Source organism: Tepidimonas fonticaldi (assembly GCF_007556755.1).
In the GTDB taxonomy this organism is placed as follows: domain Bacteria; phylum Pseudomonadota; class Gammaproteobacteria; order Burkholderiales; family Burkholderiaceae_C; genus Tepidimonas; species Tepidimonas fonticaldi.
Window position 1 is genome coordinate 55,000 of sequence record NZ_VJOO01000008.1, and the last position, 24,848, is coordinate 79,847.

22 protein-coding genes are annotated in these 24,848 nt (G+C 70.0%); 8 read left to right on the forward strand and 14 right to left on the reverse strand.

Going from position 1 to position 24,848, the window contains the following annotated elements:
- Positions 1–18: 18 nt before the first annotated feature.
- The 4 genes from mutS (at position 19) to Tfont_RS05920 (ending at position 5,282) form a co-directional block, all read left to right on the forward strand.
- The gene (gene mutS / locus Tfont_RS05905; protein WP_390612329.1) at positions 19–2,697 is read left to right on the forward strand and encodes a DNA mismatch repair protein MutS; all 2,679 of its coding nucleotides are present in this window, start codon (positions 19–21) and stop codon (positions 2,695–2,697) included.
- Positions 2,698–2,783: 86 nt separating this feature from the next.
- A complete protein-coding gene (locus Tfont_RS05910) occupies positions 2,784–3,476 on the forward strand; it encodes a protein-L-isoaspartate O-methyltransferase family protein (RefSeq protein ID WP_068608989.1) in 693 nt (230 codons plus the stop codon).
- A 10-nt stretch (positions 3,477–3,486) separates the two neighbouring features.
- On the forward strand, positions 3,487–3,837 hold the full coding sequence (locus Tfont_RS05915) for a rhodanese-like domain-containing protein (protein ID WP_143968747.1): 351 nt from the start codon (positions 3,487–3,489) through the stop codon (positions 3,835–3,837).
- 74 nt (positions 3,838–3,911) lie between these two features.
- Positions 3,912–5,282, forward strand: a complete 1,371-nt coding sequence (locus Tfont_RS05920; RefSeq protein WP_143968748.1) for a TolC family outer membrane protein — start codon at positions 3,912–3,914, stop codon at positions 5,280–5,282.
- Here the strand turns inward: Tfont_RS05920 and Tfont_RS05925 are convergent.
- The 3 genes from Tfont_RS05925 to Tfont_RS05935 are packed head-to-tail and all read right to left on the reverse strand — an operon-like array spanning position 5,257 to position 9,184.
- Entirely contained in the window at positions 5,257–6,603 is a 1,347-nt protein-coding gene (locus Tfont_RS05925) for a 3-deoxy-D-manno-octulosonic acid transferase (protein ID WP_260682290.1), read from the reverse strand. The genes Tfont_RS05920 and Tfont_RS05925 overlap by 26 nt on opposite strands.
- 58 nt (positions 6,604–6,661) lie before the next feature.
- Positions 6,662–7,753 (reverse strand): glycosyltransferase family 4 protein, encoded by a 1,092-nt coding sequence (locus Tfont_RS05930; protein WP_143968750.1) that lies wholly within the window; start codon positions 7,751–7,753, stop codon positions 6,662–6,664.
- 24 nt (positions 7,754–7,777) lie between these two features.
- Complete coding sequence (locus Tfont_RS05935; RefSeq protein ID WP_143968751.1) at positions 7,778–9,184, reverse strand: phosphomannomutase/phosphoglucomutase; 1,407 nt, start codon at positions 9,182–9,184, stop codon at positions 7,778–7,780.
- A 138-nt stretch (positions 9,185–9,322) separates the two neighbouring features.
- Here Tfont_RS05935 and Tfont_RS05940 point away from each other — a divergent pair, with 138 nt between their 5' ends.
- The gene (locus tag Tfont_RS05940) at positions 9,323–10,228 is read left to right on the forward strand and encodes a DMT family transporter (protein WP_143968752.1); all 906 of its coding nucleotides are present in this window, start codon (positions 9,323–9,325) and stop codon (positions 10,226–10,228) included.
- On the opposite strand, the gene Tfont_RS05945 is transcribed toward Tfont_RS05940, so the two are convergent.
- The 7 genes from Tfont_RS05945 to thrS all read right to left on the reverse strand — a co-directional run bounded on the left by Tfont_RS05945 (position 10,173) and on the right by thrS (position 17,626).
- Entirely contained in the window at positions 10,173–10,535 is a 363-nt protein-coding gene (locus Tfont_RS05945; RefSeq protein WP_068608977.1) for an integration host factor subunit alpha, read from the reverse strand. The genes Tfont_RS05940 and Tfont_RS05945 overlap by 56 nt on opposite strands.
- A gap of 47 nt (positions 10,536–10,582) precedes the next feature.
- Positions 10,583–13,003 carry a phenylalanine--tRNA ligase subunit beta gene (gene pheT, locus Tfont_RS05950; protein ID WP_068608975.1) on the reverse strand — a complete coding sequence of 807 codons (2,421 nt, stop codon included), beginning with the start codon at positions 13,001–13,003 and terminating at the stop codon, positions 10,583–10,585.
- A gap of 21 nt (positions 13,004–13,024) precedes the next feature.
- Positions 13,025–14,095, reverse strand: coding sequence for a phenylalanine--tRNA ligase subunit alpha (gene pheS / locus Tfont_RS05955; RefSeq protein WP_143968753.1), 1,071 nt, complete (start codon positions 14,093–14,095; stop codon positions 13,025–13,027).
- A gap of 109 nt (positions 14,096–14,204) precedes the next feature.
- Positions 14,205–14,585, reverse strand: coding sequence for a 50S ribosomal protein L20 (gene rplT, locus Tfont_RS05960; RefSeq protein WP_068608971.1), 381 nt, complete (start codon positions 14,583–14,585; stop codon positions 14,205–14,207).
- A 38-nt stretch (positions 14,586–14,623) separates the two neighbouring features.
- Complete coding sequence (gene rpmI, locus Tfont_RS05965) at positions 14,624–14,827, reverse strand: 50S ribosomal protein L35 (RefSeq protein WP_068608969.1); 204 nt, start codon at positions 14,825–14,827, stop codon at positions 14,624–14,626.
- A 255-nt stretch (positions 14,828–15,082) separates the two neighbouring features.
- Positions 15,083–15,685 (reverse strand): translation initiation factor IF-3, encoded by a 603-nt coding sequence (gene infC, locus Tfont_RS05970; protein ID WP_082955447.1) that lies wholly within the window; start codon positions 15,683–15,685, stop codon positions 15,083–15,085.
- A 15-nt stretch (positions 15,686–15,700) separates the two neighbouring features.
- Positions 15,701–17,626, reverse strand: coding sequence for a threonine--tRNA ligase (gene thrS, locus Tfont_RS05975; protein ID WP_068608965.1), 1,926 nt, complete (start codon positions 17,624–17,626; stop codon positions 15,701–15,703).
- A gap of 285 nt (positions 17,627–17,911) precedes the next feature.
- Here thrS and Tfont_RS05980 point away from each other — a divergent pair, with 285 nt between their 5' ends.
- Complete coding sequence (locus tag Tfont_RS05980; protein ID WP_143968754.1) at positions 17,912–18,490, forward strand: malonic semialdehyde reductase; 579 nt, start codon at positions 17,912–17,914, stop codon at positions 18,488–18,490.
- A gap of 123 nt (positions 18,491–18,613) precedes the next feature.
- Here Tfont_RS05980 and aceA read toward each other — a convergent pair whose 3' ends face one another.
- From aceA to nadC, 4 genes are all read right to left on the reverse strand, one after another.
- Complete coding sequence (aceA, locus tag Tfont_RS05985) at positions 18,614–19,933, reverse strand: isocitrate lyase (protein ID WP_143968755.1); 1,320 nt, start codon at positions 19,931–19,933, stop codon at positions 18,614–18,616.
- A 277-nt stretch (positions 19,934–20,210) separates the two neighbouring features.
- Positions 20,211–20,867 (reverse strand): hypothetical protein, encoded by a 657-nt coding sequence (locus Tfont_RS05990; RefSeq protein WP_143968756.1) that lies wholly within the window; start codon positions 20,865–20,867, stop codon positions 20,211–20,213.
- 67 nt (positions 20,868–20,934) lie between these two features.
- Entirely contained in the window at positions 20,935–22,032 is a 1,098-nt protein-coding gene (nadA, locus tag Tfont_RS05995) for a quinolinate synthase NadA (protein WP_143968757.1), read from the reverse strand.
- A gap of 11 nt (positions 22,033–22,043) precedes the next feature.
- Positions 22,044–22,940 (reverse strand): carboxylating nicotinate-nucleotide diphosphorylase, encoded by an 897-nt coding sequence (gene nadC / locus Tfont_RS06000; protein WP_143968788.1) that lies wholly within the window; start codon positions 22,938–22,940, stop codon positions 22,044–22,046.
- 118 nt (positions 22,941–23,058) lie between these two features.
- Between nadC and panB the strand changes: the two genes are divergently transcribed.
- The gene (gene panB / locus Tfont_RS06005) at positions 23,059–23,934 is read left to right on the forward strand and encodes a 3-methyl-2-oxobutanoate hydroxymethyltransferase (protein ID WP_068608958.1); all 876 of its coding nucleotides are present in this window, start codon (positions 23,059–23,061) and stop codon (positions 23,932–23,934) included.
- A 51-nt stretch (positions 23,935–23,985) separates the two neighbouring features.
- Positions 23,986–24,837, forward strand: coding sequence for a pantoate--beta-alanine ligase (gene panC, locus Tfont_RS06010; RefSeq protein ID WP_143968758.1), 852 nt, complete (start codon positions 23,986–23,988; stop codon positions 24,835–24,837).
- Positions 24,838–24,848: the final 11 nt, after the last annotated feature.

Here is a 24,848-nt window from a genome sequence, read left to right on the forward strand (position 1 = left end):
TGGTCCCCGCTGCTGACGATGGTGACGGCCTCCGCGTCGCCCCCCGGTGCCATCGGCGGCGCGCCCCCCGCGCCGCTGGAAGCGCACACGCCCATGATGGCGCAGTGGCTGCGCATCAAGGCAGATTACCCCCACACGCTGGTCTTTTACCGCATGGGGGATTTTTACGAGCTGTTCTACGACGACGCCCACAAGGCCGCGCGGCTGCTGGACATCACGCTGACCACGCGCGGGCAGTCGGCCGGCGCCCCGGTGGTGATGGCCGGCGTGCCGGTCCATTCGGTGGAGACCTACTTGGCCCGGCTGATCCGGCTGGGCGAGTCGGTGGCCATCTGCGAGCAGGTGGGCGACGTGGCCACCGCCAAGGGGCCGGTGGAGCGGCAAGTGGTGCGCGTGGTGACACCCGGCACCCTAACCGACAGCGAACTGCTGGCCGACAAGACCGATGCGCTGCTGCTGGCCTTGCACGTGGGGGCACGCCGGCGCTGCGGGCTGGCCTGGCTGGCCGTGACCGAAGGCACCGTCCACCTGGCCGAATGCGACTGGGCCGAGTTGCGCGGCTGGCTGCAGCGCCTGGCCCCGCACGAGGTGCTGCACGGCGGCGACCTGGCGCCAGCAGCCGAAGCGGAGCTGCGCAGCTGGCTGGACGCCGCGGCTGCCGCCGTGCGCCCGGCCCTGACGGTGCGGCCGGCCTGGGCCTTCGACGCGGCCCTGGGCCAGCGCAAGCTGTGCGACCAGCTGCAAGCGGCCACGCTGGCGGGCTGGGGGGCGCAGGACCTGCCCGAGGCGCACGCCGCGGCATCGGCGCTGCTGGACTACGCCGAACACACCCAGGGCCGGCAACTGGGGCATGTGCGTGCGCTGCGCGTGGTGCGGCCGCAAGAGTGGATCGAGCTGCCCGCGACCACGCGCCGCAACCTGGAGCTGACGCAAACCCTGCGCGGCGAGTCCGCGCCGACCCTGCTGTCCCTGCTGGACACCTGCGCCACCGGCATGGGCAGCCGACTGCTGCGGCGCTGGCTGTTGGAGCCACCGCGCGACCGCGCCGTCGCGCGCGAGCGGCTGGCCGCCATCGGCGTGCTGCGCACCCACGGCCCCGACGATCTGCGCCGCGGCCTGCGCGGCCTGAGCGACGTCGAGCGCCTGGCAGCGCGCATCGCGCTGCGGCAGGCACGCCCGCGCGAGCTGGCCGGCCTGACGCAAACGCTACAACGCGCCGACCACCTGGCCCAGGCGGTGGCGATGTTGGCCGACACGCACCCCGCCACGCTGCTGCAGCGCTTGGCCGCCGACCTGCGCCCGCCGCTGGAGGTGGCAGCACTGCTGGCGCGCGCGCTGCTGCCCGAACCCGCGGCCCTGATCCGCGACGGCAGCGTGATCGCACCGGGTTACGACGCCGAGCTGGACGAGCTGCGCGCCATCCAGGCCAATGCGGACGCCTTTTTGCTCGACCTGGAAGCGCGCGAGCGCGCCCGCACCGGCATTGCCAACCTGCGCGTGCAGTACAACAAGGTGCACGGCTTCTACATCGAGGTCACGCAGGGGCAGCTCGACAAGGTGCCGGACGACTACCGCCGCCGCCAGACGCTGAAAAACGCCGAGCGCTTCATCACGCCGGAACTCAAAGCCTTCGAGGACAAGGCGCTCAGCGCCCAGGAGCGCGCGCTGGCGCGCGAGAAGTGGCTCTACGAGCGGCTGCTGGACGAGCTGCAGCCCTTCGTGCCCGCGCTGGGCACCCTGGCGCGGGCGCTCGCCACGCTGGACGTGCTGGCGGCGCTGGCAGAGCGGTCGCTAACCCTGGGCTGGCAGGCCCCCACCTTCGGGCCCGAACCGCGCATCGAAATCCGCCAGGGCCGCCATCCCGTGGTGGAAGCGCGCCTGCAGGAAACCGGCGCCGGCCCCTTCATCCCCAACGACACGGTGCTGGACGCGCGCACACGCCTGCAGATCATCACCGGCCCCAACATGGGCGGCAAGTCCACCTACATGCGCCAGGTGGCGCTGATCGTGCTGCTGGCCAGCATCGGTAGCTACGTGCCCGCGGACGCCTGCCGCCTGGGGCCGATCGACGCCATCCACACCCGCATCGGCGCCGCCGACGACCTGGCCAACGCGCAGTCCACCTTCATGCTGGAAATGACCGAGGCGGCGCAAATCCTGCACAGCGCCACCGAGCACAGCCTGGTGCTGATGGACGAGATCGGCCGCGGCACCTCCACCTTCGACGGGCTGGCGCTGGCCAGCGCGATTGCCACCCATTTGCACGACCGCGTGCGCGCCTTCACGCTGTTTGCCACGCACTACTTCGAGCTGACCGAGTTCCCCGCGCGCCACCCCGGGGCCGTCAATGTGCACGTCAGCGCAGTGGAAGGCAAAGGCCGGGAGATCGTTTTTCTGCACCAGATCGAGCCGGGCCCGGCCAGCCGCAGCTACGGTGTGCAGGTGGCCCGCCTGGCCGGGGTGCCGGCCGCCGTCGTGCAACAGGCCCGGCACACCCTGGCGCAACTGGAGGCGGAAAGCGCCCGCGCGCAGCAGCAGATCGACCTCTTTGCCGCCGCGCCCGAGCCCGAACCCACCGTGGCCGACGCACACCCGGTGCTGCAACGGCTGGCCGAGCTGGACCCGGACGCCCTGAGCCCGCGCGACGCGCTGGACGCCCTCTACCGCCTGCGGGCGCTGCTGGAGCGGGGCGGCTGAGCATGGCCGCCTCGGCCCCCGGCCCCAACCCATGCTTCGGTAGAATTGATCGAATTGCCCGCCAGATATACCCACAGGAGTACGGCATGAGCGCCACCGCGTTCGACTTCGAGAAAGCCCGCTTCAACATGATCGAGCAGCAGATCCGGCCCTGGGAGGTGCTCGACGCCACGGTGCTGGCGCTGCTGGGCCAGATCAAGCGCGAGACCTTCGTGCCGCCCGCCTACCAGGCCCTCGCCCTGTCCGATCTGGAAATCCCGCTGTCGCAGCCGGCCGTCGAGGGCGAATGCATGCTCGCGCCCAAGGTCGAGGCCCGCACCCTGCAAGACCTGGCCCTCAAGCCCACCGACAACGTGCTGGAAATCGGCACCGGCTCCGGCTACATGGCGGCACTGCTCGGCCGCCTGTCGCGCCAAGTGCTCACGCTGGAAATCAACCCCGCGCTGGCCGAGACGGCGCGCGCCAACCTCGCGCGCGCGGGCGTCGGCAACGTGCAGGTCAAGACCGCGGACGCAGCCGCCGGCCGCTTTGCGCCGTGCGTGAGCGAAGCGCCGTACGACGTCATCGTGTTGAGCGGTTCGGTCGCGGAAGTGCCCGCCGACCTGCTGGAGCTGCTGCGCGTGGGCGGCCGCCTGTTCGCCGTGGTGGGTGACGAGCCCATCATGCGTGCCACCCTGGTGCAGCGCACCGGCGAAGCCAGCTACCACAGCGAGCAGCCCTGGGACATCGTGATCCCGCGCCTGCGCAACTTCCCGGAACCCACCCGCTTCCGCTTCTGAGACCGCCACCATGGTGCCCCACATCCGCCCCGCGCAACTGGCCGACTGGCTGCGGCAATGCCGCGCGCAAACCCCGGACGCCGAGCCCATCGTGCTGGATGTGCGCGAGCCCTGGGAAGTCCAGACCGCCAGCGTGCGCCCGGATGGCTTCGAGCTGCGGCACATGCCCATGGCCAGCATCCCCATGCGGCTGAGCGAGCTGCCGCGCGAACGGCCCATCGCCTGCCTGTGCCACCACGGGGGGCGCAGCGCCCAGGTGGCGTTCTTTTTGCACCGGCAGGGGTATGAACACGTCGTCAACATCGCCGGCGGCATCCACGCCTGGGCGGCCGAGGTCGACCCCTCGATCCCGCAGTACTGACCCGACGGGGCTGCAGGATTCGGCCATTCGTCATATACTCCCACCTGTATAAACCTCTCCAGGGACTGCACGCCATGCCGAAACTCGCCCCATCCTTGGTGCCCCATCGGCCCGCCGCCCGGATCCTGCGCCTGCCAGCGGCTTTGCTGCTCGGCACACTGGCCGGGGTGGCTGGTGTGGCCCACGCCCAAAGCCTGCAATCGCTGCTGGAAGCAGCCCAGAGCTACGATGCCGCCTACCTGGCCGCCAAGGCGCAGTTCGAGGCCAACCGCGCCAAGGCGGAACAGGCCCGCGCCCGGGTGCTGCCCTCCGTCGGCCTGTCGGCCGAGGCCTTCGTCAACCGCCGCGACAGCTCCGCCTCGGTGCTGGACGACACCTTCAACAACCAGACCGTGCGTCTGGCGGCCACCCAGCCGCTGTACCGCCCCGGCAACCAGTTGGAGGTGGAGCAGGCCCAGCGCTCGCTGCAGGCCGCCGAGGCCCAGCTGCAATCGGTCGAACAGGATCTGATCGTGCGCCTGTCGCAGGCGTACTTCGACGTCTTGGGCGCGGAGGACACGTTGACTTTCGTGCGGGCGCAGAAGGCCGCGGTCGAGCAGCAGCTTGCCGCCGCCCAGCGCAACTTCGAGGTCGGCACCGCCACCATCACCGACACGCGCGAGGCGCAGGCGCGCTTCGACCTGGTCGTCGCGCAGGAGATCGCCGCCGAGAACGACCTGCGCGTCAAGAAGCTGGCGCTGGATCAGCTGGTGGGCCGCAGCGGCACGCAGCCGTGGCGGCTGCCCACGCCCGTCACCTTGCCCACGCTGGCTCCCAACGACGTGAACGCGTGGGTGCAGCGTGCGGCGGCCGAGCACCCGAGCGTGCGCGCCGCCCAGGCGGCGCTCGACGTGACCCGCCTGGAAGTCCGCAAGGCCGAGGCGGCCAAGGGCCCGACGCTGGACGCCGTGGCGCAGTACCAGTTCGCGCGCGCGCCGTCGTCGGTTGCGGCCATCCCCGGGTATCTGCGCAACCAGACCGCCAGCATCGGCGTGCAGTTCAACCTGCCGCTGTACTCGGGCGGCGCCCTGGACAACCGCGTGAAGGAAACCGTGGCGCTGGAAGACAAGGCGCGCAACGACGTCGAAGGCGCGGTACGTGGGGTGAGCCAGGCCACCCGCGCCGCCTTCTTTGGCGTGCAGTCGGGCCTGGGCCAGGTGCGGGCCCTGGAAGCGGCCGAGGCGTCCAGCCAGAGCGCACTGGAGGCCAACCAGCTCGGCTACCAGGTGGGCGTGCGCATCAACATCGACGTGCTCAACGCCCAGAGCCAGCTCTACCAGACCAAGGCCCAATTGGCCAAGGCGCGCTACGACGTGCTGGTCGGCAACCTGCGCCTGCGTCAGGCGGCCGGGGTGCTCAAGCCCGAAGATCTGCAGCCCATCAACGCGCTGTTGCAGGCGCGCTGAGGTCCCACCAGCGCAGCACGGCATCCACGCAGCGCGCCGCGGCGCCGGCGTGCGTTTGCAGTAACGTTTGGCAACCCGCCTGGGCACGGGCCAGGGCGGGCGGATCGGCCAGCCAGTCCAGCGCCCGGGCCACCGCGTTGGCGAGGTCTGGCACACGCTCGGCGGCACCGGCCGCGATGGCCGCCTCCGACGCCTCGGCAAAATTGAAGGTGTGCGGCCCCATGACCACGGGGCATTCGCAGGCGGCCGCCTCGATCAGGTTCTGGCCGCCCAAGGGCGCAAAGCTGCCCCCGAGCAGCGCCACTTGCGCCAGCCCGTAATACCAAGGCATTTCACCCAGGCTGTCGCCCAGCAGAACGTCGGCCCCCCGCGCTGCCGAGGGCCAGACGGGTTCGGCAGCGTCCAGCGGCCCCAGCGCGCTGCGCCGCACGACGCGCAGTCCGGCCTGGCGCAGCAGCGCCTCCACCGCATCGAAGCGCTGGGGATGGCGCGGCACGATCAGCCACAGCGGGCGAATCGGGCAGGTGCCCGCCCCCCGTGTGGCTTGGACTTGGGCCTGCCATGCGTCGCACCAGGCCGCTTCCTCCCCTTCCCGGCTGCTGGCCAGCATCAGGATCGGCCGCCCGCTGGGCGCGTCTGGGGCGGCGGTCGCGGCCTGCCACGCCAATCGCCATGTCCGCCCCAACGCCCATGGTCCGGGGTGCCACGGCACGTCGAATTTGACATTGCCCATCGTGCCACCGGCCGGCGGATCGACCGGCGCCCCCAGCGTCCGCAGCCGGTCCGCATCGCCGGCCGTCTGGGCCAACACGCCGGACAAGCCCGCATAGGCCGGCCCCGCCAGCCAGCGCAGACGCTGCGCGCGCCGCCACGAGCGCGCGTTCAGCCGCGCATTGGCCAGCAGCAGCGGCACCCCTGCCGTGCGGCAGCCCTGCACCAGGGCGGGCCAGACTTCGGTTTCCATCAGCACCCCCAACCGGGGGCGGAAATGCGCCAAAAACCGCTGCACAGGCCCCGGCGCATCCCAGGGCAGCCAGACCTGCACATCCCCCGGGCGCAGGTGGCGCCGCCCCTCGGCGCGACCGGTCGCCGTGCCATGGGTCCAGAGGATGCGGATGTCGGGGCGGCGCTCGCGCAAGCGGTCGATCCACAAGGCCGCGGCCCGGGTTTCGCCCAACGACACGGCGTGCACCCACAACCAGCCCTGGGACGGCTCGACGGCATAGCGCCCGAACCGCTCCTCGATGGCTTCCAGATAGCCGGGTTCCTGCCGGCCACGGCTCGCCAGCTTGCGGCGCAACAGGGGTTGCAGCGCGGTCATCACACCCCCGTACAGACCGAGGGCCAGCCGCTCGCTCCACCGCATAGGCGCAGGCGCGTCAGCCGGTAGCGAACAGCCGCGCATACACCGCCCCGATGCCGGCCGCCTCGCGCTCGAGCGAAAACTGCCCCGCCACGCGCGCCCGCGCGGCCTGCCCCATCCGCACCGCCGCCTGCGGGTCGGCCAGCACCTGCCGCAGCGCCGCGGCCAGCCCTGCGGCATCGCCGGTGTCCACCAGCGCGCCGTTGACGCCGGGCTGCACCAGCTCCTCGAACGCCCCGGTGCGCGAGCACACCACGGCGCAGCCGCACGCCGCCGCCTCGAACGGCGTGAGCCCGAACGGCTCGTAACGCGGGCAGGCCACGCACACCAGGCAGCGCTGATACCAGCGGTGCACCTCGGCCGCCGGCACTTCGCCGAGGAAGCGGATGCGATCCGACAGGCCCGCGGCGTCGATGCGCGCCTGCAGCTCGCGCTGGTAGGCCTCGTGCTGCGGCATCGCGCGGCCGGCGATCACCGCCGTCACGTCCGGCAGGTGCGGCAGCGCGGCGATCATCGCGTCCACGAACACGTCGGTGCCTTTGTCCGGCCGCACGCGCCCGAACACGCCGACGCCAAAGCGCCCCGGCAAGCCGCTGTCGGCCCACGCCGCCAGCTTGTCCGGCGGCGGCGCAAAGCGGGTCAGGTCGATGCCGTGCGGCACCACCGCCGTGGTGTTCGGCACGAAGCTGGCGGCCTTCGGCGTGGTGGCGATCACCGCGTCCATGCGGCTGATCAGCCAGCGCGGAAACCAGCCGTGCCGGTGCTGCGCCGCCGAGGTAAACACCAGCCGCACCGGCAGCCGCAGCACGTCGCGCGCCCACAGGCCGGCGGCCATCTCGTGGTCACGCCGCACGTGCCAGATGCGGAAAGGCCGCCCCGCCGGCGGCCGGCGCGACAGCGCGATCGCCTGCCGCAGCGTCAGGCCCGGCATGCCGTGCGGCAGCGGCGTGCCGCAGTAGGCCAGCCGCCACTGGCGCGCCTGTATCGGCACCAGCGCGTTGACGGTGGCCGACACGCCGGTGTAGCGCCGCTTCAGGTTGAAGACGATGACCTCCGGGTCGGGGTCCGGGGTGAGGGCGGCGGGGGCGGCGGACGAGGCGGAGGACACGACGGATTCCTGCACGGGCGGGCGTCAATGGGCCGCGTCGCCCACCACCGCATCAGGCTTGACGCGGCGCAGCCAGCCCAGCATTTCGGCCTCGATGCGCGCCAGTGCCTCGGGCGTCTGCCCCTCGAAGCGCAGCACCAGCACCGGCGTGGTGTTGGAGGCGCGGATCAGCCCGAAGCCGTCCGGCCAGTCGACCCGCAGGCCGTCCACGGTGCTGACCTCGGCCGGCGGGGCGAAGCGGGCCACGCGCTGCAACTCGGCCACCAGCCGGTGCGGCTCGCCCTCGGCGCAGGCGACGTTGAGTTCCGGCGTCGAGTGGCTGGTGGGCAAGCCGTCGAGCACGGCACCGGGGTCGGCGTGACGGCTCAGGATCTCCAGCAGCCGCGCGCCGGCGTAGCTGCCGTCGTCGAAGCCGTACCAGCGCTCCTGGAAGAAGATGTGCCCGCTCATCTCGCCGCCCAGCGGCGCGCCGACCTCGCGCATCTTGGCCTTGATCAGCGAGTGGCCGGTGCGGTGCATCAGCGGCACGCCGCCGGCGGCGCGGATCGCCGGCGCCAGCCGCTGGCTGCACTTGACGTCGAACACGATGGTCCCCCCGGGCACGCGCGACAGCACGTCGGCGGCAAACAGCATCATCTGCCGGTCGGGAAAGATGTTCTGGCCGCTGGGGGTGACGACGCCCAGCCGGTCGCCATCGCCGTCGAAGGCAAAACCCAGATCGGCGCCCGTGCGCTGCAGGGTGGCGATGAGGTCGCGCAGATTCTCCGGCTTGGAGGGGTCCGGATGGTGGTTGGGGAATTCGCCATCGACCTCGCCGTACAGCACCGTCACGTCGCAGCCCAGCGCCCTGAACAGCGCGGGGGCGGAGGCCCCCGTGACGCCGTTGCCGCAGTCGATCACGAGCTTGAGCGGCCGCGCCAGCCGCACCTCGCCGGCGATGCGCGCGATGTACTCCGGCTGAATATCCAGCCGGCGCACCTGCCCGCGCGCGGACGCTGGTGTCAAGCCAGATGCCATGGCCTCGCGCAGGGCCTGGATTTCGTCGCCGTAGATGGCGCACCCCGCCAGCACCATCTTGAAGCCGTTGTGGTGCTTGGGGTTGTGGCTGCCCGTGACCTGAATGCCACTGCGGCAGTGCGTGGCCGCCGCAAAGTACAGCATGGGCGTGGTGACCATGCCGATGTCCAGCACGTCCACCCCCGCCATCGACAGCCCGTCGATCAGCGCGGCGGCCAGGGCCGGGCTGCTCAGCCGCCCATCGCGCCCCACGGCCACGGTCTGCTCGCCGGCCGCTCGGACCCGGGCCCCAAAGGCGTGCCCCAGCGCCCGGGCAAAGGCCTCGTCGATCACGTCGGGCACCACGCCACGGATGTCGTACGCCTTGAAGGCGTGGGCAGGCAGCGGACGGTGGGAAACGGTCGAATCGGTCATGGGTCTGTGGACGGTCGAGACGGGTGTGTGACAGTGCGCCGATTGTAGGAGGGCTTATGATCGCCCTCCCTGTCGCTCCCCCTGTCGTGCCCCGGCCGGCGACGGCCCGGGCGCCATCACCCCATCCCATCCCGCGCCATGTCGCCCAAGCTTGCGGCCGAGTTTTTGTTTCTGGCAGCCCTGTGGGGTTCGTCCTTTCTGTTCATGCGCCAGGCGGCGCTGGAATTTGGGCCGGTGGCCACCGCCGGCCTGCGCGTGGCCGTCGCGGGCGCGGTGCTGCTGCCGATTCTGGTGCTCAGCGGCCACTGGCGCGCGTTTCGCGTCCACGCGGGGCGCATCCTGTTCGTCGGGCTGATCAACTCGGGCATTCCCTTTGGGCTGTTCGCCTACGCGGTGCTGTCGATCAGCACCGGCCTGACGGCGATCCTCAACGCCACCGTGCCGCTGTTCGGTGCGCTGGTGGCCTGGCTGTGGCTGGGTGATCGCCCAGGGCGCTGGCGCGCCGTGGGGCTGGCGCTGGGGTTTCTGGGGGTGGCGCTGCTGTCGTGGAACAAGGCCAGCTTTACCCCCGGCGGCACGGGCTGGGCCGTGCTGGCCTGTCTGGGCGCCACCATCCTCTATGCCGTGGCGGCCAGCTACACCAAAAAATACCTGATGGGCATTCCCCCCATGGCCACAGCCGCGGGCAGCCAGTTCGGCGCCACCTTGGGCCTGCTGCTGCCCACCCTGTGGACCTGGCCCGCGCAGCCCGCCAGCGCCGGTGCCTGGGCCGCCGTCGGGGTGGCCGGCGTGCTTTGCACCGCGCTGGCCTACCTGCTGTACTTTCGGTTGATCGAGGCCGCCGGCCCCGCCAAAACGCTCACCGTGACCTTTCTGATCCCGGTGTTCGCCATCGGCTACGGCGCGCTGCTGCTGGGCGAGACCATCACCCCCTGGATGGTGGGGTGCGGCATCGTGATCCTGGCCGGGGTGGCGCTGGCCACCGGCCTCATCGATCCGGGTCGCTGGCGGCAGACGCGCCCGAACCCTGCATCGCTCCCTTGAGCTTGGGCGAGGCGTGGAAGGTCACCACGCGCCGCGCCTCGATCGGTACCAGCTCGCCGGTGCGTGGATTGCGCCCCGGGCGCGGGGCCTTCATGCGCACCTGAAACTGCCCGAACCCGGCGATGCGCACATCCTCGCCGGCGATCAGGCGCTCGGCGATCAGCGCAAAAAACGCATCGACGATGTCCTTGGATTCCCGCTTGTTGAAGCCGATGCGATCGAACAGTCGCTCGGCCAACTCGGCCTTGGTCAGGGTCGCGCCGTCACCGGCGTCTTCGGGTTCCGTTCGGGGGTTGCGCGTGGCCATGGCGGCAATCGTAGCAGGACCGCCACGGCCTTCGACACACCCCGGGGTCACGCCCGCAGGCGGGCCCCGACGCGCTGTTGCAGCGATGCCAACACGGCCTGCACGACGGCGTCGATCTCCTCGTCGGTCAGGTTGGCGTCGTGGCGCTCCAGGGTCAGGCGCACGGCCAGGCTCTTTTCGCCCTCGGCCAGGGCGCCGCCCGCCGTCCCCGCCTTGGGCCGATAGACGTCGAACAGCACCGCCTCGCGCAGCCACGGCTGCTCGACCGCCCCAATGGCCGCCATCAGCTCGGCGTGGGTGACGGCCTCGCGCACGACCACCGCCACGTCCCGCTGCACGGGCTGGTGCCGACCCAGCGGCTGGGCCTGGGGCACCGGGCGCTCGACGACCGCATCCCAGTCCAGCTCGAACAGCACCGGCGCCTGGGTCCAGCCTTCGGCCTGGCGCCAGCGCGGATGCAGCTCGCCCACGATACCCACGGGGCGGCCGTCGAGCAGCACGCGGGCGCAACGCCCCGGGTGCAGCGCGGGGTGCTGCGCCGGCTCGAACACCGGGCGGCGCGGGGCCAGCAGGGCCTCCACATCGCCTTTGACGTCGTAAAAATCCAGCGGCCGGGCGGGTACGCCCCACTGCAAGGCGGACTCGTCGCCCCACGCCAGCCCGGCCAGCCGGCGCGGCTGATCCAAGCCCGCCACGGTGGTGTCGCTGTCCGGCACCGCCGGATCGCGGCGGAATACGCGCCCGATCTCGAACAGGCGGGCGCGCGGCACCTTGCGGTCGGTGTTGTACTTGAGCACAGCCAGCAGGCTGCCGATCAGACTGGAGCGCATCACACTCAGGTGGCTGGCAATCGGGTTGAGCAGCCGGATCGGCGCGTCATTGCCCGCGTAGTCGCGCTCCCAGCGCTCTTCGACGAAGCTGAAGTTGATCGTCTCCTGATACCCCAGATCCGCGAGCTGGCGCCGCACCGCATGGGCGCTGCGCTGGGCCTCCGGCCGCACGCGCGGCACCACCGGGGCCAGCGGCGGCGTATCCGGCAGGCGGTCGTAGCCGATGACGCGCGCCACCTCCTCGATCAGATCCTCCTCGATCTGCAGGTCGAAGCGGTACGGCGGCGGCGTCACCGTCAGCACGCCGTCGCCCTCGGCCACCTCCAGCCCCAGCCGGCGCAGCGGCTCGGCGCACTGCGCCTGCGTCAGCGGCATGCCGATCACTTTGGCCGCGCGCGCCACGCGCAGCGTCACCGGCTGCGGCTGCGGCACGTTGACGACGTGGTCGTCGATCGGGCCGACCTCGCCGCCGCAGATCTCCAGGATCAGCTGGGTGATGCGCTCCACGTGCTCGCGCGTGGTGCTCGGATCGACCCCGCGCTCGAAGCGGTGGCCGGCGTCCGTGCTGAAGTTGAAGCGGCGCGAGCGGCCCGCGATCGCGCGCGGCCACCAGAACGCCGCCTCCACATAGACGTTGCGCGTGGCGTCCGACACCGCCGTGGCCTGCCCGCCCATGATGCCCGCCAGCGACTCCACGCCGCGGTCATCGGCAATGACGCCCACCGTCTCGTCCAGCGTCACGGTCTGGCCGTTGAGCAGCTCCAGCGTCTCGCCGGCGCGGCCCCAGCGCACCTGCAAGCCGCCGTGGATGCGGTCCAGGTCGAAGATGTGCGAGGGGCGGCCCAGCTCGAACATCACGTAATTGGAGATGTCCACGAGGGCCGAGATGCTGCGCTGGCCGCAGCGCGCCAGGCGCTGCACCATCCAGTCGGGCGTCTTGGCCGTGGGGTCGATGCCGCGGATGATGCGGCCGGTGAAGCGCCCGCACAGGTCCGGCGCGTCGATGCGCACCGGCAGCACCTCGCCGTGGCGCGGTGCCACCGGCGCAAACACCGGGGCCTGCAGCGGCGCGCCGGTCAGCGCCGCCACCTCGCGCGCCACGCCGTAGACGCTCAGGCAGTGCGCGAGGTTGGGCGTGAGCTTGAGGGTGAAGATGCGGTCGTCCAGCGCCAGCGCCTCGCGCAGATCGCGCCCGACCGGCGCGTCGGCGGCGAGTTCCAGCAGCCCGCCGTGGTCGTCCGACAGGCCCAGCTCGCGCGCCGAGCAGAGCATGCCGTGGCTTTCCACCCCGCGCAGCTTGCCGACGCGGATCTCGAACGGCTTGCCGTCCTCGCCGGGCGGCAGCACCGCGCCCACCAGCGCGCACGGCACGCGGATGCCGGCGCGCGCGTTCGGCGCGCCGCAGACGATCTGCAGCGGTTCGCCCTGCCCCGCGTCCACGCGGCAGACGCGCAGCCGGTCGGCGTTGGGGTGCGGCTCGGCGCTCAGGATCTCGCCCACCACCACGCGGGTGAAGGGGGGAGCCACCGGCTCCCATTCCTCCACCTCCAGACCCGCCATGGTCAGCAGATCGGCCAGCGCGCGGCTGTCGAGGGGAGGGTTGCAAAAGGCACGCAGCCAGGATTCGGGGAATTGCATCGGGGGCTCTTTCTCTCAACCTCAACGGAACTGCGACAGAAAGCGCAGGTCACCATCGAAGAACAGGCGCAGGTCGTTGACGCCGTAGCGCAGCATGGTCAGCCGGTCCGGCCCCATGCCAAATGCAAAGCCAATGTAGTGCTCCGGGTCCAGCCCCATGTTGCGCACCACGTTGGGGTGCACCTGGCCGGAGCCGGCCACCTCCAGCCAGCGCCCGGCCAGCGGGCCGCTGGCAAACTGGATGTCGATCTCGGCGCTCGGCTCGGTGAACGGGAAGAAGCTCGGCCGGAAGCGCAGCACCAGGTCGTCGGTCTCGAAAAAGGTGCGGCAAAACGCCGTGAAGACCACCTTCAGGTCCTTGAAGCTGACGTTGCGGCCGATCCACAGCCCCTCGCACTGGTGAAACATCGGCGAGTGCGTGGCGTCGCTGTCCACGCGGTAGGTGCGCCCCGGGGCGATGACGCGGATCTCCGGCATGTCGCCGGCGAACAGCCCCGCCCCGCCGTCGCCGGCCGCGGCACGCGCGCGCTTGACGTGCTGCACCGCGTGGCGGATCTGCATCGGGCTGGTGTGGGTGCGCAGCAGCAGCGGCGCCTCGGGCGTTCCCCCTTCGACATAGAAGGTGTCGTGCATCGAGCGCGCCGGGTGGTCCGCCGGGGTATTGAGCGCGGTGAAGTTGAACCAGTCGGTCTCGATCTCCGGCCCGTCGGCCACCTCGAAGCCCATCGAGCCGAAGATGGCCTCGATGCGCTCCAGCGTCAGGCTCACGGGGTGCAGCCCGCCCTGGCCGCGCTGGCGGCCCGGCAGCGTCACGTCCAGCGCCTCGGCGGCCAGCTGGCGCTGCAGCTCGGCCTCGGCCAGCTCGGCGCGGCGCGCCTGCAGCGCCGCTTCGATGGCCTGCTTGGCCTGGTTGATGGCCGCGCCCGCCGCCTTTTTCTCCTCGGGGCTCAGCGCCGCCAGCCCCTTCATGCGCTCGGTGATCGCGCCGCTCTTGCCCAGAAAGCGTGCCTTGGCGTTTTCCAGGTCGTTGGGGGTTTGGGCCTGCGCGAACTGCTCGCGCGCCGACTGCACCAGGGATTCGAGGTCGTTCATGCGGTGATCCGTTGCGGGGCGCGCTCGGCCCCAAAAACGAACGGGCCAGCGCGCAAGGCGACTGGCCCGTGGAAAGACGGACGGCCACCCGGGTGGGCGGCCTGGGACGTCAGGCGGCCGTCGCTGCGCCCGGGGCCTGCAGATGGGCCTTGACGCGCTCGACGATGGCGCCGAAGGCCGCCTTGTCGTTGACGGCCAGATCGGCCAGCACCTTGCGGTCGATCTCGATCGCCGCCTTGCGCAGACCGTTGGCAAACTGGCTGTAGGTCAGACCCAGCTCGCGCACGCCAGCGTTGATGCGGGCGATCCAGAGCTGACGGAAGACACGCTTGCGGGCACGGCGGTCGCGGTAGGCGTACTGACCGGCCTTCATCACCGCCTGCTTGGCGACGCGGAACACATTCTTGCGGCGGCCACGGAAACCCTTGGCCAGGGCGAGCACCTTTTTGTGGCGGGCGCGCGCGGTGACACCACGTTTGACGCGAGGCATGGTTTACTCCTTGTTCGTTACGGGGGTACCGCCGCCCATCACAGGCCGGCAAAGGGCATCATCTGCGCGATGTGGCCCATGTTCGTCTCGTGGACGTTGGCCGCGCCACGCAGCTGGCGCTTGTTCTTGGTCGTCTTCTTGGTCAGGATGTGGCGCTTGAAGGCCTGACCGCGCTTGACGGTGCCACCGGGACGAACGCGAAAACGCTTCTTCGCGCTGCTCTTGGTCTTCATCTTGGGCATGATGACTGCTTCCTGTTGAATTGTGCTCGTGAGGCGCCCCGGCTTTGCCGCCAGGGACTTGTCGGCCCCGAGCCACTTGTCGTTCCAGCCCCGGGATGACCGGGCCGGCTTCGCACACCGCCATGCGCCATGACACACCGCGAAACGCCGCAACGCACCAAAGCGCACGCTTGGTTGCGTGCGAAGCCTGTGATTATAGCAACGACGGCGCCGCGCGGCTGCGCAGCCGCACCCATGCAGCACGGGGCGCGGCGATCAGGCCGCCGGGGCGGCAGCTTCCGCCTTGCCGGCGCCAGCGCCCTTTTTGCGCGACGGCGCGATCATCATGATCATCTGCCGCCCCTCCAGCTTGGGGAACTGCTCGACCACGATGCTGTCGCCCAGCTCGGTGCGGATGCGCTCCAGCAACGCCAAGCCCAGCTCCTGGTGGGTGATCTCCCGGCCACGGAAGCGCAGGGTCACCTTGCACTTGTCGCCGTCTTCCAGGAAGCGGCGGATGTTGCGCATCTTGACCTGGTAGTCGCCCTCGTCGGTCCCGGGCCGGAACTTGATTTCCTTGACCTCGATGACCTTTTGCTTGGCCTTGGCCTCGGCCGCCTTCTTCTGTTCGGCGTATTTGAACTTGCCGTAGTCGATCAGGCGGCACACCGGCGGGGTGGCCATCGGCGCGATTTCGACCAGATCGACGTCGAGGTCGCCCGCCATGCGCAGCGCCTCTTGGATGGACACGACACCGATTTGCTGCCCATCGGGGCCGGTGAGGCGGACCTCGGGCGCGGTGATCTCGCGGTTCAAACGGTGCTGGCGCTCCTCGCGCTGGCGACGGTCACGGAAGTTGCTGGGGCGGGCGGTAGCGATGGTGTGGTTCCTTTGTCAATGTTTGGACGCGATGTCCGAACGCAGGCGCTGGGCGAAGTCCGCCAAGGGCATGACGCCGAGGTCCTGGTTGCCGCGCGCGCGCACGGCGACCGTCCCGGCGGCCTTCTCCTTGTCGCCGACGACCAGGATGTAAGGCACCTTTTGCAACGCCTGCTGGCGGATTTTATAGGTGATCTTCTCGTTGCCAAGATCCAGCGCCACCCTAAACCCTTGATCCTGAAGCGTTTTGGCAATTTCGCCACAGTAGCCGGCCTGCGCATCGGTGATGTTGAGCACCGCCACCTGGATCGGCGCCAGCCACGCCGGCAAGGCGCCCGCGTGCTGCTCGATGAGGATGCCGATGAAGCGCTCCAGGCTGCCGACGATGGCGCGGTGCAGAATGACCGGGCGCTGGCGGCTGCCGTCCTCGGCCACGTACTCGGCATCCAGCCGCTCACTCAGGTTGAAATCCACCTGGATGGTGCCGCACTGCCACTCGCGGCCGATGGCGTCCTTGAGCGTGTACTCGATCTTGGGGCCGTAGAACGCGCCATCCCCTTCGGAGATGACGAAGTCGCAGCCGGAGTCGCGCAGGCTCTGCATCAGCGCCGCCTCGGCCTTGTCCCAGAGTTCATCGGAGCCGATGCGCGCCGCCGGCCGCGTCGAGACCTTGTAGAGGATCTCGGTAAAGCCAAAGTCCGCGTACACCTTCTTCAGCAACCGCGTGAAGGCGTCGCACTCGGGCAGGATCTGGTCCTCGGTGCAGAAGATGTGGCCGTCGTCCTGCGTGAAGCCGCGCACGCGCATGATGCCGTGCAGGCCGCCGCTGGGCTCGTTGCGGTGGCACTGGCCAAACTCGCCATAGCGCAGCGGCAGGTCGCGGTAGCTCTTGACGCCCTGCTTGAAGATCAGGATGTGGCCGGGGCAGTTCATCGGCTTGATCGCGTAGTCGCGCTTCTCGCTCTCGGTGATGAACATGTTGTCCCGGTACTTGTCCCAGTGGCCGGTCTTCTCCCACAGCGCCTTGTCCAGGATCTGCGGGCCCTTGACCTCCAGGTAGCCGTTGTCGCGGTAGACCTGCCGCATGTACTGCTCCACCTGCTGCCACAGCGTCCAGCCCTTGGGGTGCCAGAACACCAGCCCCGGCGCATGGTCGTCGATGTGGAACAGGTCCAGCTCCTTGCCGAGCTTGCGGTGGTCGCGCCGCTCGGCCTCTTCCAGCAGGGTCAGGTACTGCTGCAGGTCCTCCTTGCTGGCCCAGGCCGTGCCGTAGATGCGCTGCAGCATCTCGTTGCGGTGATCGCCGCGCCAATAGGCCCCGGCCACCTTCATCAGCTTGAAGTGCTTGAGCTTGCCGGTGCTGGGCACGTGCGGGCCGCGGCACAGGTCCTCGAAAGCGCCTTCGCGGTAGAGGCTGACCTCCTCCCCCGCCGGGATGCTGCCGATGATTTCGGCCTTGTAGTGCTCGCCCAGCCCCTTGAAGTAGGCCACGGCTTCGTCACGGGGCAGCACGCGCCGGACCACCGGCTCGTCCTTGGCGGCCAGTTCGGCCATCTTTTTCTCGATGGCGACCAGGTCCTCCGGCGTAAAGGGCCGCTTGTACGAAAAGTCGTAATAAAAGCCGTTGTCGATGACCGGGCCGATGGTGACCTGCGCATCCGGGTACAGCTCTTTGACGGCATAGGCCAGCAGGTGCGCCGTCGAGTGGCGGATGATTTCCAGCCCCTCCGGATCCTTGGGCGTGACGATCCACACCCGCGCATCGCGCTCGACACGGTAGGCCGTGTCTACCAGGCGCGGCGCATCGTCACCGGCGGTCTGCACCTTGCCCGCGACAGCCGCCTTGGCCAGCCCGGCGCCGATGGCCGCCGCAATCTCGGCGACGGTGACCGGCGCATCGAAGGTGCGCTGCGACCCGTCGGGGAGCGTGATCTGGATCATGGGTGAGGGTCCTGAAAAACGAAAAACGCGGCTCGGGGCCGCGCAAGAAGGTGTTGATCGAGCAGGCGCGAACTGCCGCCGGCCTGTTCAGGCCGGGGTGACCTCCGGGGAAGTTCGCGGTGTCATAACCGTATCGCCTGCGGGTTGGGTACTCTCAGCTCGACGGTATTTTCGCACAGATCCGCTAACCCCTCTCACTGCGCGCCACGCGCGGCACTGCCGTACGAACCCGCTGCACGAACCCATTGCAAAATGGGCGCTTTGGCTCTGAATCCCATCGACACCATGCAGATCACCACCGAGCAACTGTTCGACGACGCCCGCACCCACAACGCCTGGCAGGACAAGGCCGTGGCGGACGAGACGCTGCACCGCCTGTACGACCTGATGAAATGGGGCCCCACGTCGGCCAACTGCGGCCCAGCGCGCATCCTGTTCGTCAAGTCGCCGCAGGCCAAGGCCCGGCTGCTGCCGTGCCTGAGCGAGGGCAACCGCGCCAAGACGGCCGCCGCGCCCGTCACGGCCATCATCGGCATGGATCTGGCGTTCTACGAGAAGCTGCCGCAACTCTTTCCCCACAACCCCGATGCGCGGAGCTGGTTCGAGGGCCAGCCCGAGGCGATCCAGGCCACGGCCTTTCGCAACTCCAGCCTGCAGGGTGGGTATTTCATCCTGGCCGCGCGGGCGCTGGGGCTGGACTGCGGCCCGATGAGCGGCTTCGACGCCGCCGCGGTGGACGCCGCCTTCTGGGCCGGCACCTCGGTGCGCACCAACTTTTTGTGCAACCTGGGCTACGGCGACCCGGCCGGCCTGCACCCGCGCGGCCCCCGGCTGGCTTTCGACGAGGCGTGCCGCATCGTCTGACGGCCGCGCTCCCGCCCGCCCTGCTCGGCACCGGCCACGGACCTCGCCGCGGAAGCAAAAAGGCCCGGCAAGCCTTCGCCTGCCGGGCCGCGGTCTCCTCCGCCGCTCTGGGGCGGTTTGGGATCAGTGGAACTGCTCTTCTTCGGTCGAGCCGGCCAGCGCCTTGACGCTGGAGGAACCGCCCTGGATGACGGTGGTCACGTCGTCGAAGTAGCCGGCGCCGACTTCCTGCTGGTGCGACACGAAGGTGTAGCCCAGTTCGCGGGCGGCGAATTCCGGCTCCTGCACCATTTCGACATAGTGCTTCATGCCTTCGCCGCGGGCGTAGTTGTAGGCGAACTTGAAGGTGTTGAACCAGTTGATGTGGATGCCCGCCAGGGTGATGAACTGGTACTTGTAGCCCAGCGCCGACAGTTCGTCCTGGAACTTGGCGATGGTCTTGTCGTCCAGGTTCTTCTTCCAGTTGAAGGACGGCGAGCAGTTGTAGGACAGCAGCTTGCCCGGGTACTTGGCGTGGATGGCCTGCGCAAACTCGCGCGCAAAGCCCAGGTCCGGCGTGCCGGTCTCGCACCACACCAGGTCGGCGTACGGCGCGTAGGCCACGCCGCGGCTGATCGCCTGCTCCAGGCCGTTCTTCACGCGGAAGAAGCCCTCTTGCGTGCGCTCGCCGGTCAGGAACGGACGGTCGTTGGCGTCGTGATCGCTGGTCAGCAGGTTGGCCGCTTCGGCGTCGGTGCGCGCCAGCACGATGGTCGGCACGCCCATCACGTCGGCCGCAAAGCGCGCGGCGATCAGCTTCTCGATCGCCTCTTGCGTGGGCACCAGCACCTTGCCGCCCATGTGGCCGCACTTCTTCACCGCGGCCAACTGGTCCTCGAAGTGCACGCCGGCGGCGCCCGCGGCGATCATGTTCTTCATCAGCTCGAAGGCGTTGAGCACGCCGCCGAAGCCGGCTTCGGCGTCCGCCACGATCGGCAGGAAGTAGTCGATGTAGCCGGCATCACCGGGGCCGATGCCGCGGCTCCACTGGATCTCGTCGGCGCGCTTGAAGGTGTTGTTGATGCGGCGCACCATCGTCGGCACCGAGTCGTACGCGTACAGCGACTGGTCGGGGTACATCGTCTCGCTGGTGTTGCCGTCGGCGGCGACTTGCCAGCCAGACAGATACACGGCCTCCAGCCCCGCCTTGGCCTGCTGCATGGCCTGACCGGCGGTGATGGCGCCAAAGGCGTTGACGTAGCCCTTCTTGGCCTCGCCGTTGATCAGGCGCCACAGCTTTTCGGCACCGCGCTTGGCCAGCGTGTACTCAATCTGCAGCGAGCCGCGCAGGCGCACCACGTCGGCGGCGCTGTAGCCGCGCTTGATGCCCTTCCAGCGCGGATTTTCGGCCCAGTCTTTTTCGAGGGCGGCGATCTGCTGATCGCGGGTGAGGTTTTGCGTCATGACAACACTCCTGTGGTGATGGGAAACCCTGGCGGGGACCGGTGCAGCCGGGTGGCGATACCCCGTCCCGTTGCCCACAGTATAGGTCTTATATAAGACATAAAACTTGTCTTGTGTCTTATACAAGACATTTTTAGCACCATGAAAATCAACGCCTTGGACGCTTTGTTTCGTATCACGGAATTTTGATTGCACCCCGCAAAACCCGGCGTAGCGGCGAACCGAATCGGGTTTCATGATTGCGCATCCGTTTTCCATGATGCGCAATCAACATCGGTCACCGCTCGGCGCCGGGGCCCGCGGTGCGGCGCAGCTCCCACCGCGCGGACAGGCGGCCGGCAAACGTCACCTGCAGCCGCGCCCCGTCCGGGCCTGCCGTGAGCCGCACGCCGGGCTGCGGCGCGGGATCGACCGCCGCAACCGACAGCAGGCCGTCCGGCCAGGTCACGGCCAGATCGGCCTCCATGGGCAAAAAGCCATCCAGGTAGCGGCGCATCAACGGCCCGGCGTGCAGACGCCAGCGGCCATCGCCCAGCGGATCGAGCGCACGCGAGCGCAGTTCGATGCACACCGTGGCGCCCCGCCCCACCCCCGCCAGTTCGACGCGGTGGTCCTCGACCCAGGCGCGCTCCACCCCGCGCGCCTGGGTGATGCGGATGGATTCGACCCGATCGCGGTTGAACAGCACCACCACGCGGGCGTTGGGGTCCAGGCGCAGGTGGCAGGTCTCCACGCGCACGACGCCCGTGCGCAGGCTGTCGTCGTCGATGCGCACGCGCGACTCGTAGCCATAGGCGTGGGGATCGGGCCGCTCCGCCAGCAGCCGGAGCTCGCCCTCGCGCGCAATGTCGTCGAACTCGAGCGGACGGGCCTGCGCCCCAGCGGCGAGGGCGAGGGCGCCGAGCGCCCCCCAGACAATGCGCAAGACGGCCATGGGCACACCTCCGGGCAATCGATGCCCCATTGTGCCCGGATGCCGCGCCGCGCGTGCGCGCAGGGGATCAGGCCGCGCCGATGCCGGGGACCAAGGCCCCCGCCGGCTCGCCCCGCTTGAGGGCGGCGGTGAAGGCCAACATGCGATCGATGGGCTGCCGGGCGCGGGGAATCAGGGCGGGATCGACGTGGATTTCGTTGCGCCCGGTCTCCAGCACCTCCAGCACGCCGCGCAAGCCGTTCATCGCCATCCAGGGGCAATGGGCGCAGCTCTTGCACGTGGCGCTGTTGCCGGCCGTGGGCGCTTCGATGAAGCGCTTGCCCGGGTTGAGCGTGCGCAGCTTGTGCATCATGCCGTTGTCGGTGGCGACGATGAACACCGTGGCGTCCAGCTCGGCTGCGGCCTTCAGGATTTGCGAGGTGGAGCCCACCACATCCGCCTGCGCCACCACCTCGGCCGGGCTTTCGGGGTGCACCAGCACCTTGGCGCCGGGGTGATCGCGGCGCAGTTGCTCCAGCTCGAAGGCCTTGAACTCGTCGTGCACCACGCACGAGCCGCGCCACAGGACCATGTCGGCCCCGGTCTCGCGCTGGATGTAGGCCCCCAGGTGCTTGTCCGGCGCCCACAGGATCTTGTGGCCCTTGTCGCGCAAGGCCCGCACGATGTCCAGCGCGCAACTGGACGTCACCAGCCAGTCAGCCTGCGCCTTGACGGCCGCACTGGTGTTGGCATAGACGACCACCGTGCGGTCCGGATGCTGGGCGCGAAAGGCGGCAAAGTCCCCTTCCGGGCAACCCAGGTCCAGCGAGCAGGTCGCATCCAGATCGGGCATCAGCACGGTTTTTTCGGGCGAGAGGATCTTGGCCGTCTCCCCCATGAAGCGCACGCCCGAGACGATCAGGGTGCGCGCCGGGTGGTCGCGCCCAAAGCGCGCCATCTCCAGCGAGTCGCTGACGATGCCGCCCGTCTCCTCGGCCAAATCCTGCAGGTCCGGGTGCACATAGTAGTGCGAGACCATGACCGCGCCGCGCTCGCGCAACAGCGTCCGGATGCGGGCTTTGAGGGCCTCGCGCTCGGCGGGCGAGGGCTCCTCGGGCACGCGTGCCCAGGCGTGGCGGGTGGTGCAGGCCGGCTGCTCGACGTCGATTTCGATGAGGGATGCCATGGTGGGGATACTCAAAGGGGTTGCAGCCGCATGGACAGGTCGATGGCCTGGACATCCTTGGTCAGCGCCCCGACCGAGATGCGGTCCACGCCGGTTTCGGCCAGCGCGCGCACGGTCTGCAGGTTGACACCGCCGGAGATCTCCAGCACGGCGCCGCCGCCCGGGTGGGCGTCGTTCAGGGCGACCGCCTCGCGCAGGGTCGGCAAATCCATGTTGTCGAGCAGAATCACGCGCGCACCGCCATCCAGCGCTTCGCGCAACTGCGCCAGCGTCTCGACCTCGATCTGCACGAACAGCGCCTGGGGCGCGAGGGCCTGCACCCGCGCGAGCGCCGCCCGCACGCCGCCGGCGGCGGCGATGTGGTTTTCCTTGATCAGCACCGCGTCGTGCAGGCCCATGCGGTGGTTCAGCCCGCCGCCCGTGCGCACGGCGTACTTTTGCGCCACGCGCAGGCCAGGCAGCGTCTTGCGCGTGTCGCAGATGCGCGCACGCGTGCCCGCCACCGCCGCCACATAGCGCGCGGTCTGCGTGGCCACGGCCGACAGCGTCTGCAAAAAATTCAATGCGGTACGCTCGGCCGACAGCAGAGCGCGGGCATGGGCCTCGACTTCGAACACGACCCCATCGCGCTCGACCTGCTGGCCATCCGGCACCCGCCAGTGCCATTGCGCACCGGGGTCCAGCGCATGCACGGCCGCGCGCACCCAGGGCTCGCCGCACACCACGGCCGGCTCGCGCGCGATCACCCGCGCCCGCATGCGCAGGCCGGGATCCACCAGCGCGGCGGTCAGATCGCCGCCGCCCAGGTCCTCGGCCAGCGCACGGGCGACGTCGGCCGCCGCCTGCGCGGCGATGTCCGGCAGCGGCGGCTGCAACGACAGGGGGTCGGGGCGTGCGGGGTCGCTCATCGGCATGCCAAAAACTCCGGAAACCGCAAGCATAGCGGCATCCACACCCCTGCGCCTGCCCCGCGCTGCAAGGGCAGACGCATCGACTAGACTTGCGCGTCTTGGAGGACAGGACGCCATGACCGACACCACACCGCGCACCCCGTACGGCACCTTGCCAGCTGCCGCGCCCTTGCCGCCGCGCAAGCCCATCAGCCTGCCGCGCCTGCAGGAGATGCGCGAGCGTGGCGAGAAGATCGCCATGCTCACCGCCTACGACGCGACGTTTGCCGCCGTGGCCGACGCCGCCGGCGTGGACTGCCTGCTGGTGGGCGACTCGCTGGGCATGGTGTGTCAGGGGCGCCCCAGCACGGTCGGCGTGTCGTTGCAAGAGATGTGCTACCACACCGAAAGCGTGGTGCGCGGCCTGCGCCGCGTGCAGGGCACCGTGTGGGTGATCGGCGACCTGCCCTTCGGCAGCTATCAGGAGTCGCGCGAGCAGGCCGTGCGCAGTGCCGCCGCGCTGATGCAGGCCGGCGCGCACATGGTCAAGCTCGAAGGCGGTGGCTGGACGGTGGAGACGGTGCGGTTTTTGGTGGAGCGCGGCATCCCCGTCTGCGCCCACCTGGGCCTGACGCCGCAAACGGTGCACGCCATCGGCGGCTACCGCGTGCAGGGTCGCAACGACGCAGAGGCGCAGCAACTGCGCCGCGACGCGCTGGCGCTGCAGGATGCCGGCGCGACGATGCTGGTGCTGGAGATGGTGCCCGCCGCGCTGGCAGCCGAAATCACCCAGCAACTGCCGCGCTGCCACACCATCGGCATCGGAAGCGGCAACGGCACCGCCGGCCAGGTGCTGGTGATGCACGACATGCTGGGCATCCACCTGGGCAAGACGCCGAAGTTCGTGCGCAACTTCATGGACGGGGCGGCCAGCGTGCGCGACGCCATGGCCGCCTATGTCGCCGCCGTCAAGGCCGGCACCTTCCCCGACAACACCGCGCACGCGTGGTAAACCGCGGCCTGCCGCGCCCCCACGCCCCCCGTTTGCCTCCCCGCCATCCCGATGCAAGTCATCCACACCATCGCCGAGCTGCGCCAGGCGCTCGCCCCGTTCGACCGCCCCGCCTTCGTGCCCACCATGGGCAATCTGCACGACGGCCACCTGAGCCTGGTGCGCCATGCGCGCACCCTGGGCGACGTCACCGTGGCCAGCATCTTCGTCAACCGGCTGCAATTTCTGCCGCACGAGGACTTCGACACCTACCCGCGCACGCTGCAGGCCGACTGCGAGCGCTTGGCGGAAGTGGGCTGCGACATCGTCTTCGCGCCCGCCGAAAGCGAGCTGTACCCGGAACCGCAAACCTTCAAGGTGCAGCCCCATCCGGCGCTGGCCGACATGCTGGAGGGGCATTTCCGCCCCGGCTTTTTCACCGGCGTCTGCACGGTGGTGATGAAGCTGTTCCAGTGCGTCTTTGCCCAGGCCAAGGGCGAGCGCCACGCCGTGTTCGGCAAGAAGGACTACCAGCAGCTCATGGTGATTCGCCAGATGGTGCGGCAGTTTGCCCTGCCGGTCACCATCCACGGCGGCGACATCGCGCGCGCGCCGGACGGGCTGGCGCTGAGTTCGCGCAACGGCTATCTCTCGTCCGAGGAGCGAGCCGAGGCGCCCCAACTGGTGCAGGCGCTGCGCCTGCTGGCCGCCGACGTGCTGGGCGGCGAGCGCAACCTGGCCGCGCTGGAGCGCCACGCCGAGCAGGCGCTGGCGGCCCGTGGCTGGCAGCCCGACTACCTGACCGTGCGCCGGCGCGAGGATCTGCAGCCCCCCACGGTGGCCGACCTGCAACCGGGCCGCTTGGTGGCGCTCGGCGCGGCCCGCCTGGGCCGCACCCGCCTGATCGACAACTGGGAGTTTTGACGCCCCCGAAG

What these genes read in the sequence shown, in the direction of transcription:
- mutS (WP_390612329.1), top strand. Translation starts at nt 19, where the DNA reads ATGGTGACGGCCTCCGCGTCGCCCCCCGGTGCCATCGGCGGCGCGCCC.
- Tfont_RS05910 (WP_068608989.1), top strand. Translation starts at nt 2,784, where the DNA reads ATGAGCGCCACCGCGTTCGACTTCGAGAAAGCCCGCTTCAACATGATC.
- Tfont_RS05915 (WP_143968747.1), top strand. Translation starts at nt 3,487, where the DNA reads ATGGTGCCCCACATCCGCCCCGCGCAACTGGCCGACTGGCTGCGGCAA.
- Tfont_RS05920 (WP_143968748.1), top strand. Translation starts at nt 3,912, where the DNA reads ATGCCGAAACTCGCCCCATCCTTGGTGCCCCATCGGCCCGCCGCCCGG.
- Tfont_RS05925 (WP_260682290.1), bottom strand. Translation starts at nt 6,603, where the DNA reads ATGACCGCGCTGCAACCCCTGTTGCGCCGCAAGCTGGCGAGCCGTGGC.
- Tfont_RS05935 (WP_143968751.1), bottom strand. Translation starts at nt 9,184, where the DNA reads ATGACCGATTCGACCGTTTCCCACCGTCCGCTGCCTGCCCACGCCTTC.
- Tfont_RS05940 (WP_143968752.1), top strand. Translation starts at nt 9,323, where the DNA reads ATGTCGCCCAAGCTTGCGGCCGAGTTTTTGTTTCTGGCAGCCCTGTGG.
- Tfont_RS05945 (WP_068608977.1), bottom strand. Translation starts at nt 10,535, where the DNA reads ATGGCCACGCGCAACCCCCGAACGGAACCCGAAGACGCCGGTGACGGC.
- pheT (WP_068608975.1), bottom strand. Translation starts at nt 13,003, where the DNA reads ATGCAATTCCCCGAATCCTGGCTGCGTGCCTTTTGCAACCCTCCCCTC.
- pheS (WP_143968753.1), bottom strand. Translation starts at nt 14,095, where the DNA reads ATGAACGACCTCGAATCCCTGGTGCAGTCGGCGCGCGAGCAGTTCGCG.
- rplT (WP_068608971.1), bottom strand. Translation starts at nt 14,585, where the DNA reads ATGCCTCGCGTCAAACGTGGTGTCACCGCGCGCGCCCGCCACAAAAAG.
- rpmI (WP_068608969.1), bottom strand. Translation starts at nt 14,827, where the DNA reads ATGCCCAAGATGAAGACCAAGAGCAGCGCGAAGAAGCGTTTTCGCGTT.
- thrS (WP_068608965.1), bottom strand. Translation starts at nt 17,626, where the DNA reads ATGATCCAGATCACGCTCCCCGACGGGTCGCAGCGCACCTTCGATGCG.
- Tfont_RS05980 (WP_143968754.1), top strand. Translation starts at nt 17,912, where the DNA reads ATGCAGATCACCACCGAGCAACTGTTCGACGACGCCCGCACCCACAAC.
- aceA (WP_143968755.1), bottom strand. Translation starts at nt 19,933, where the DNA reads ATGACGCAAAACCTCACCCGCGATCAGCAGATCGCCGCCCTCGAAAAA.
- Tfont_RS05990 (WP_143968756.1), bottom strand. Translation starts at nt 20,867, where the DNA reads ATGGCCGTCTTGCGCATTGTCTGGGGGGCGCTCGGCGCCCTCGCCCTC.
- nadA (WP_143968757.1), bottom strand. Translation starts at nt 22,032, where the DNA reads ATGGCATCCCTCATCGAAATCGACGTCGAGCAGCCGGCCTGCACCACC.
- nadC (WP_143968788.1), bottom strand. Translation starts at nt 22,940, where the DNA reads ATGAGCGACCCCGCACGCCCCGACCCCCTGTCGTTGCAGCCGCCGCTG.
- panB (WP_068608958.1), top strand. Translation starts at nt 23,059, where the DNA reads ATGACCGACACCACACCGCGCACCCCGTACGGCACCTTGCCAGCTGCC.
- panC (WP_143968758.1), top strand. Translation starts at nt 23,986, where the DNA reads ATGCAAGTCATCCACACCATCGCCGAGCTGCGCCAGGCGCTCGCCCCG.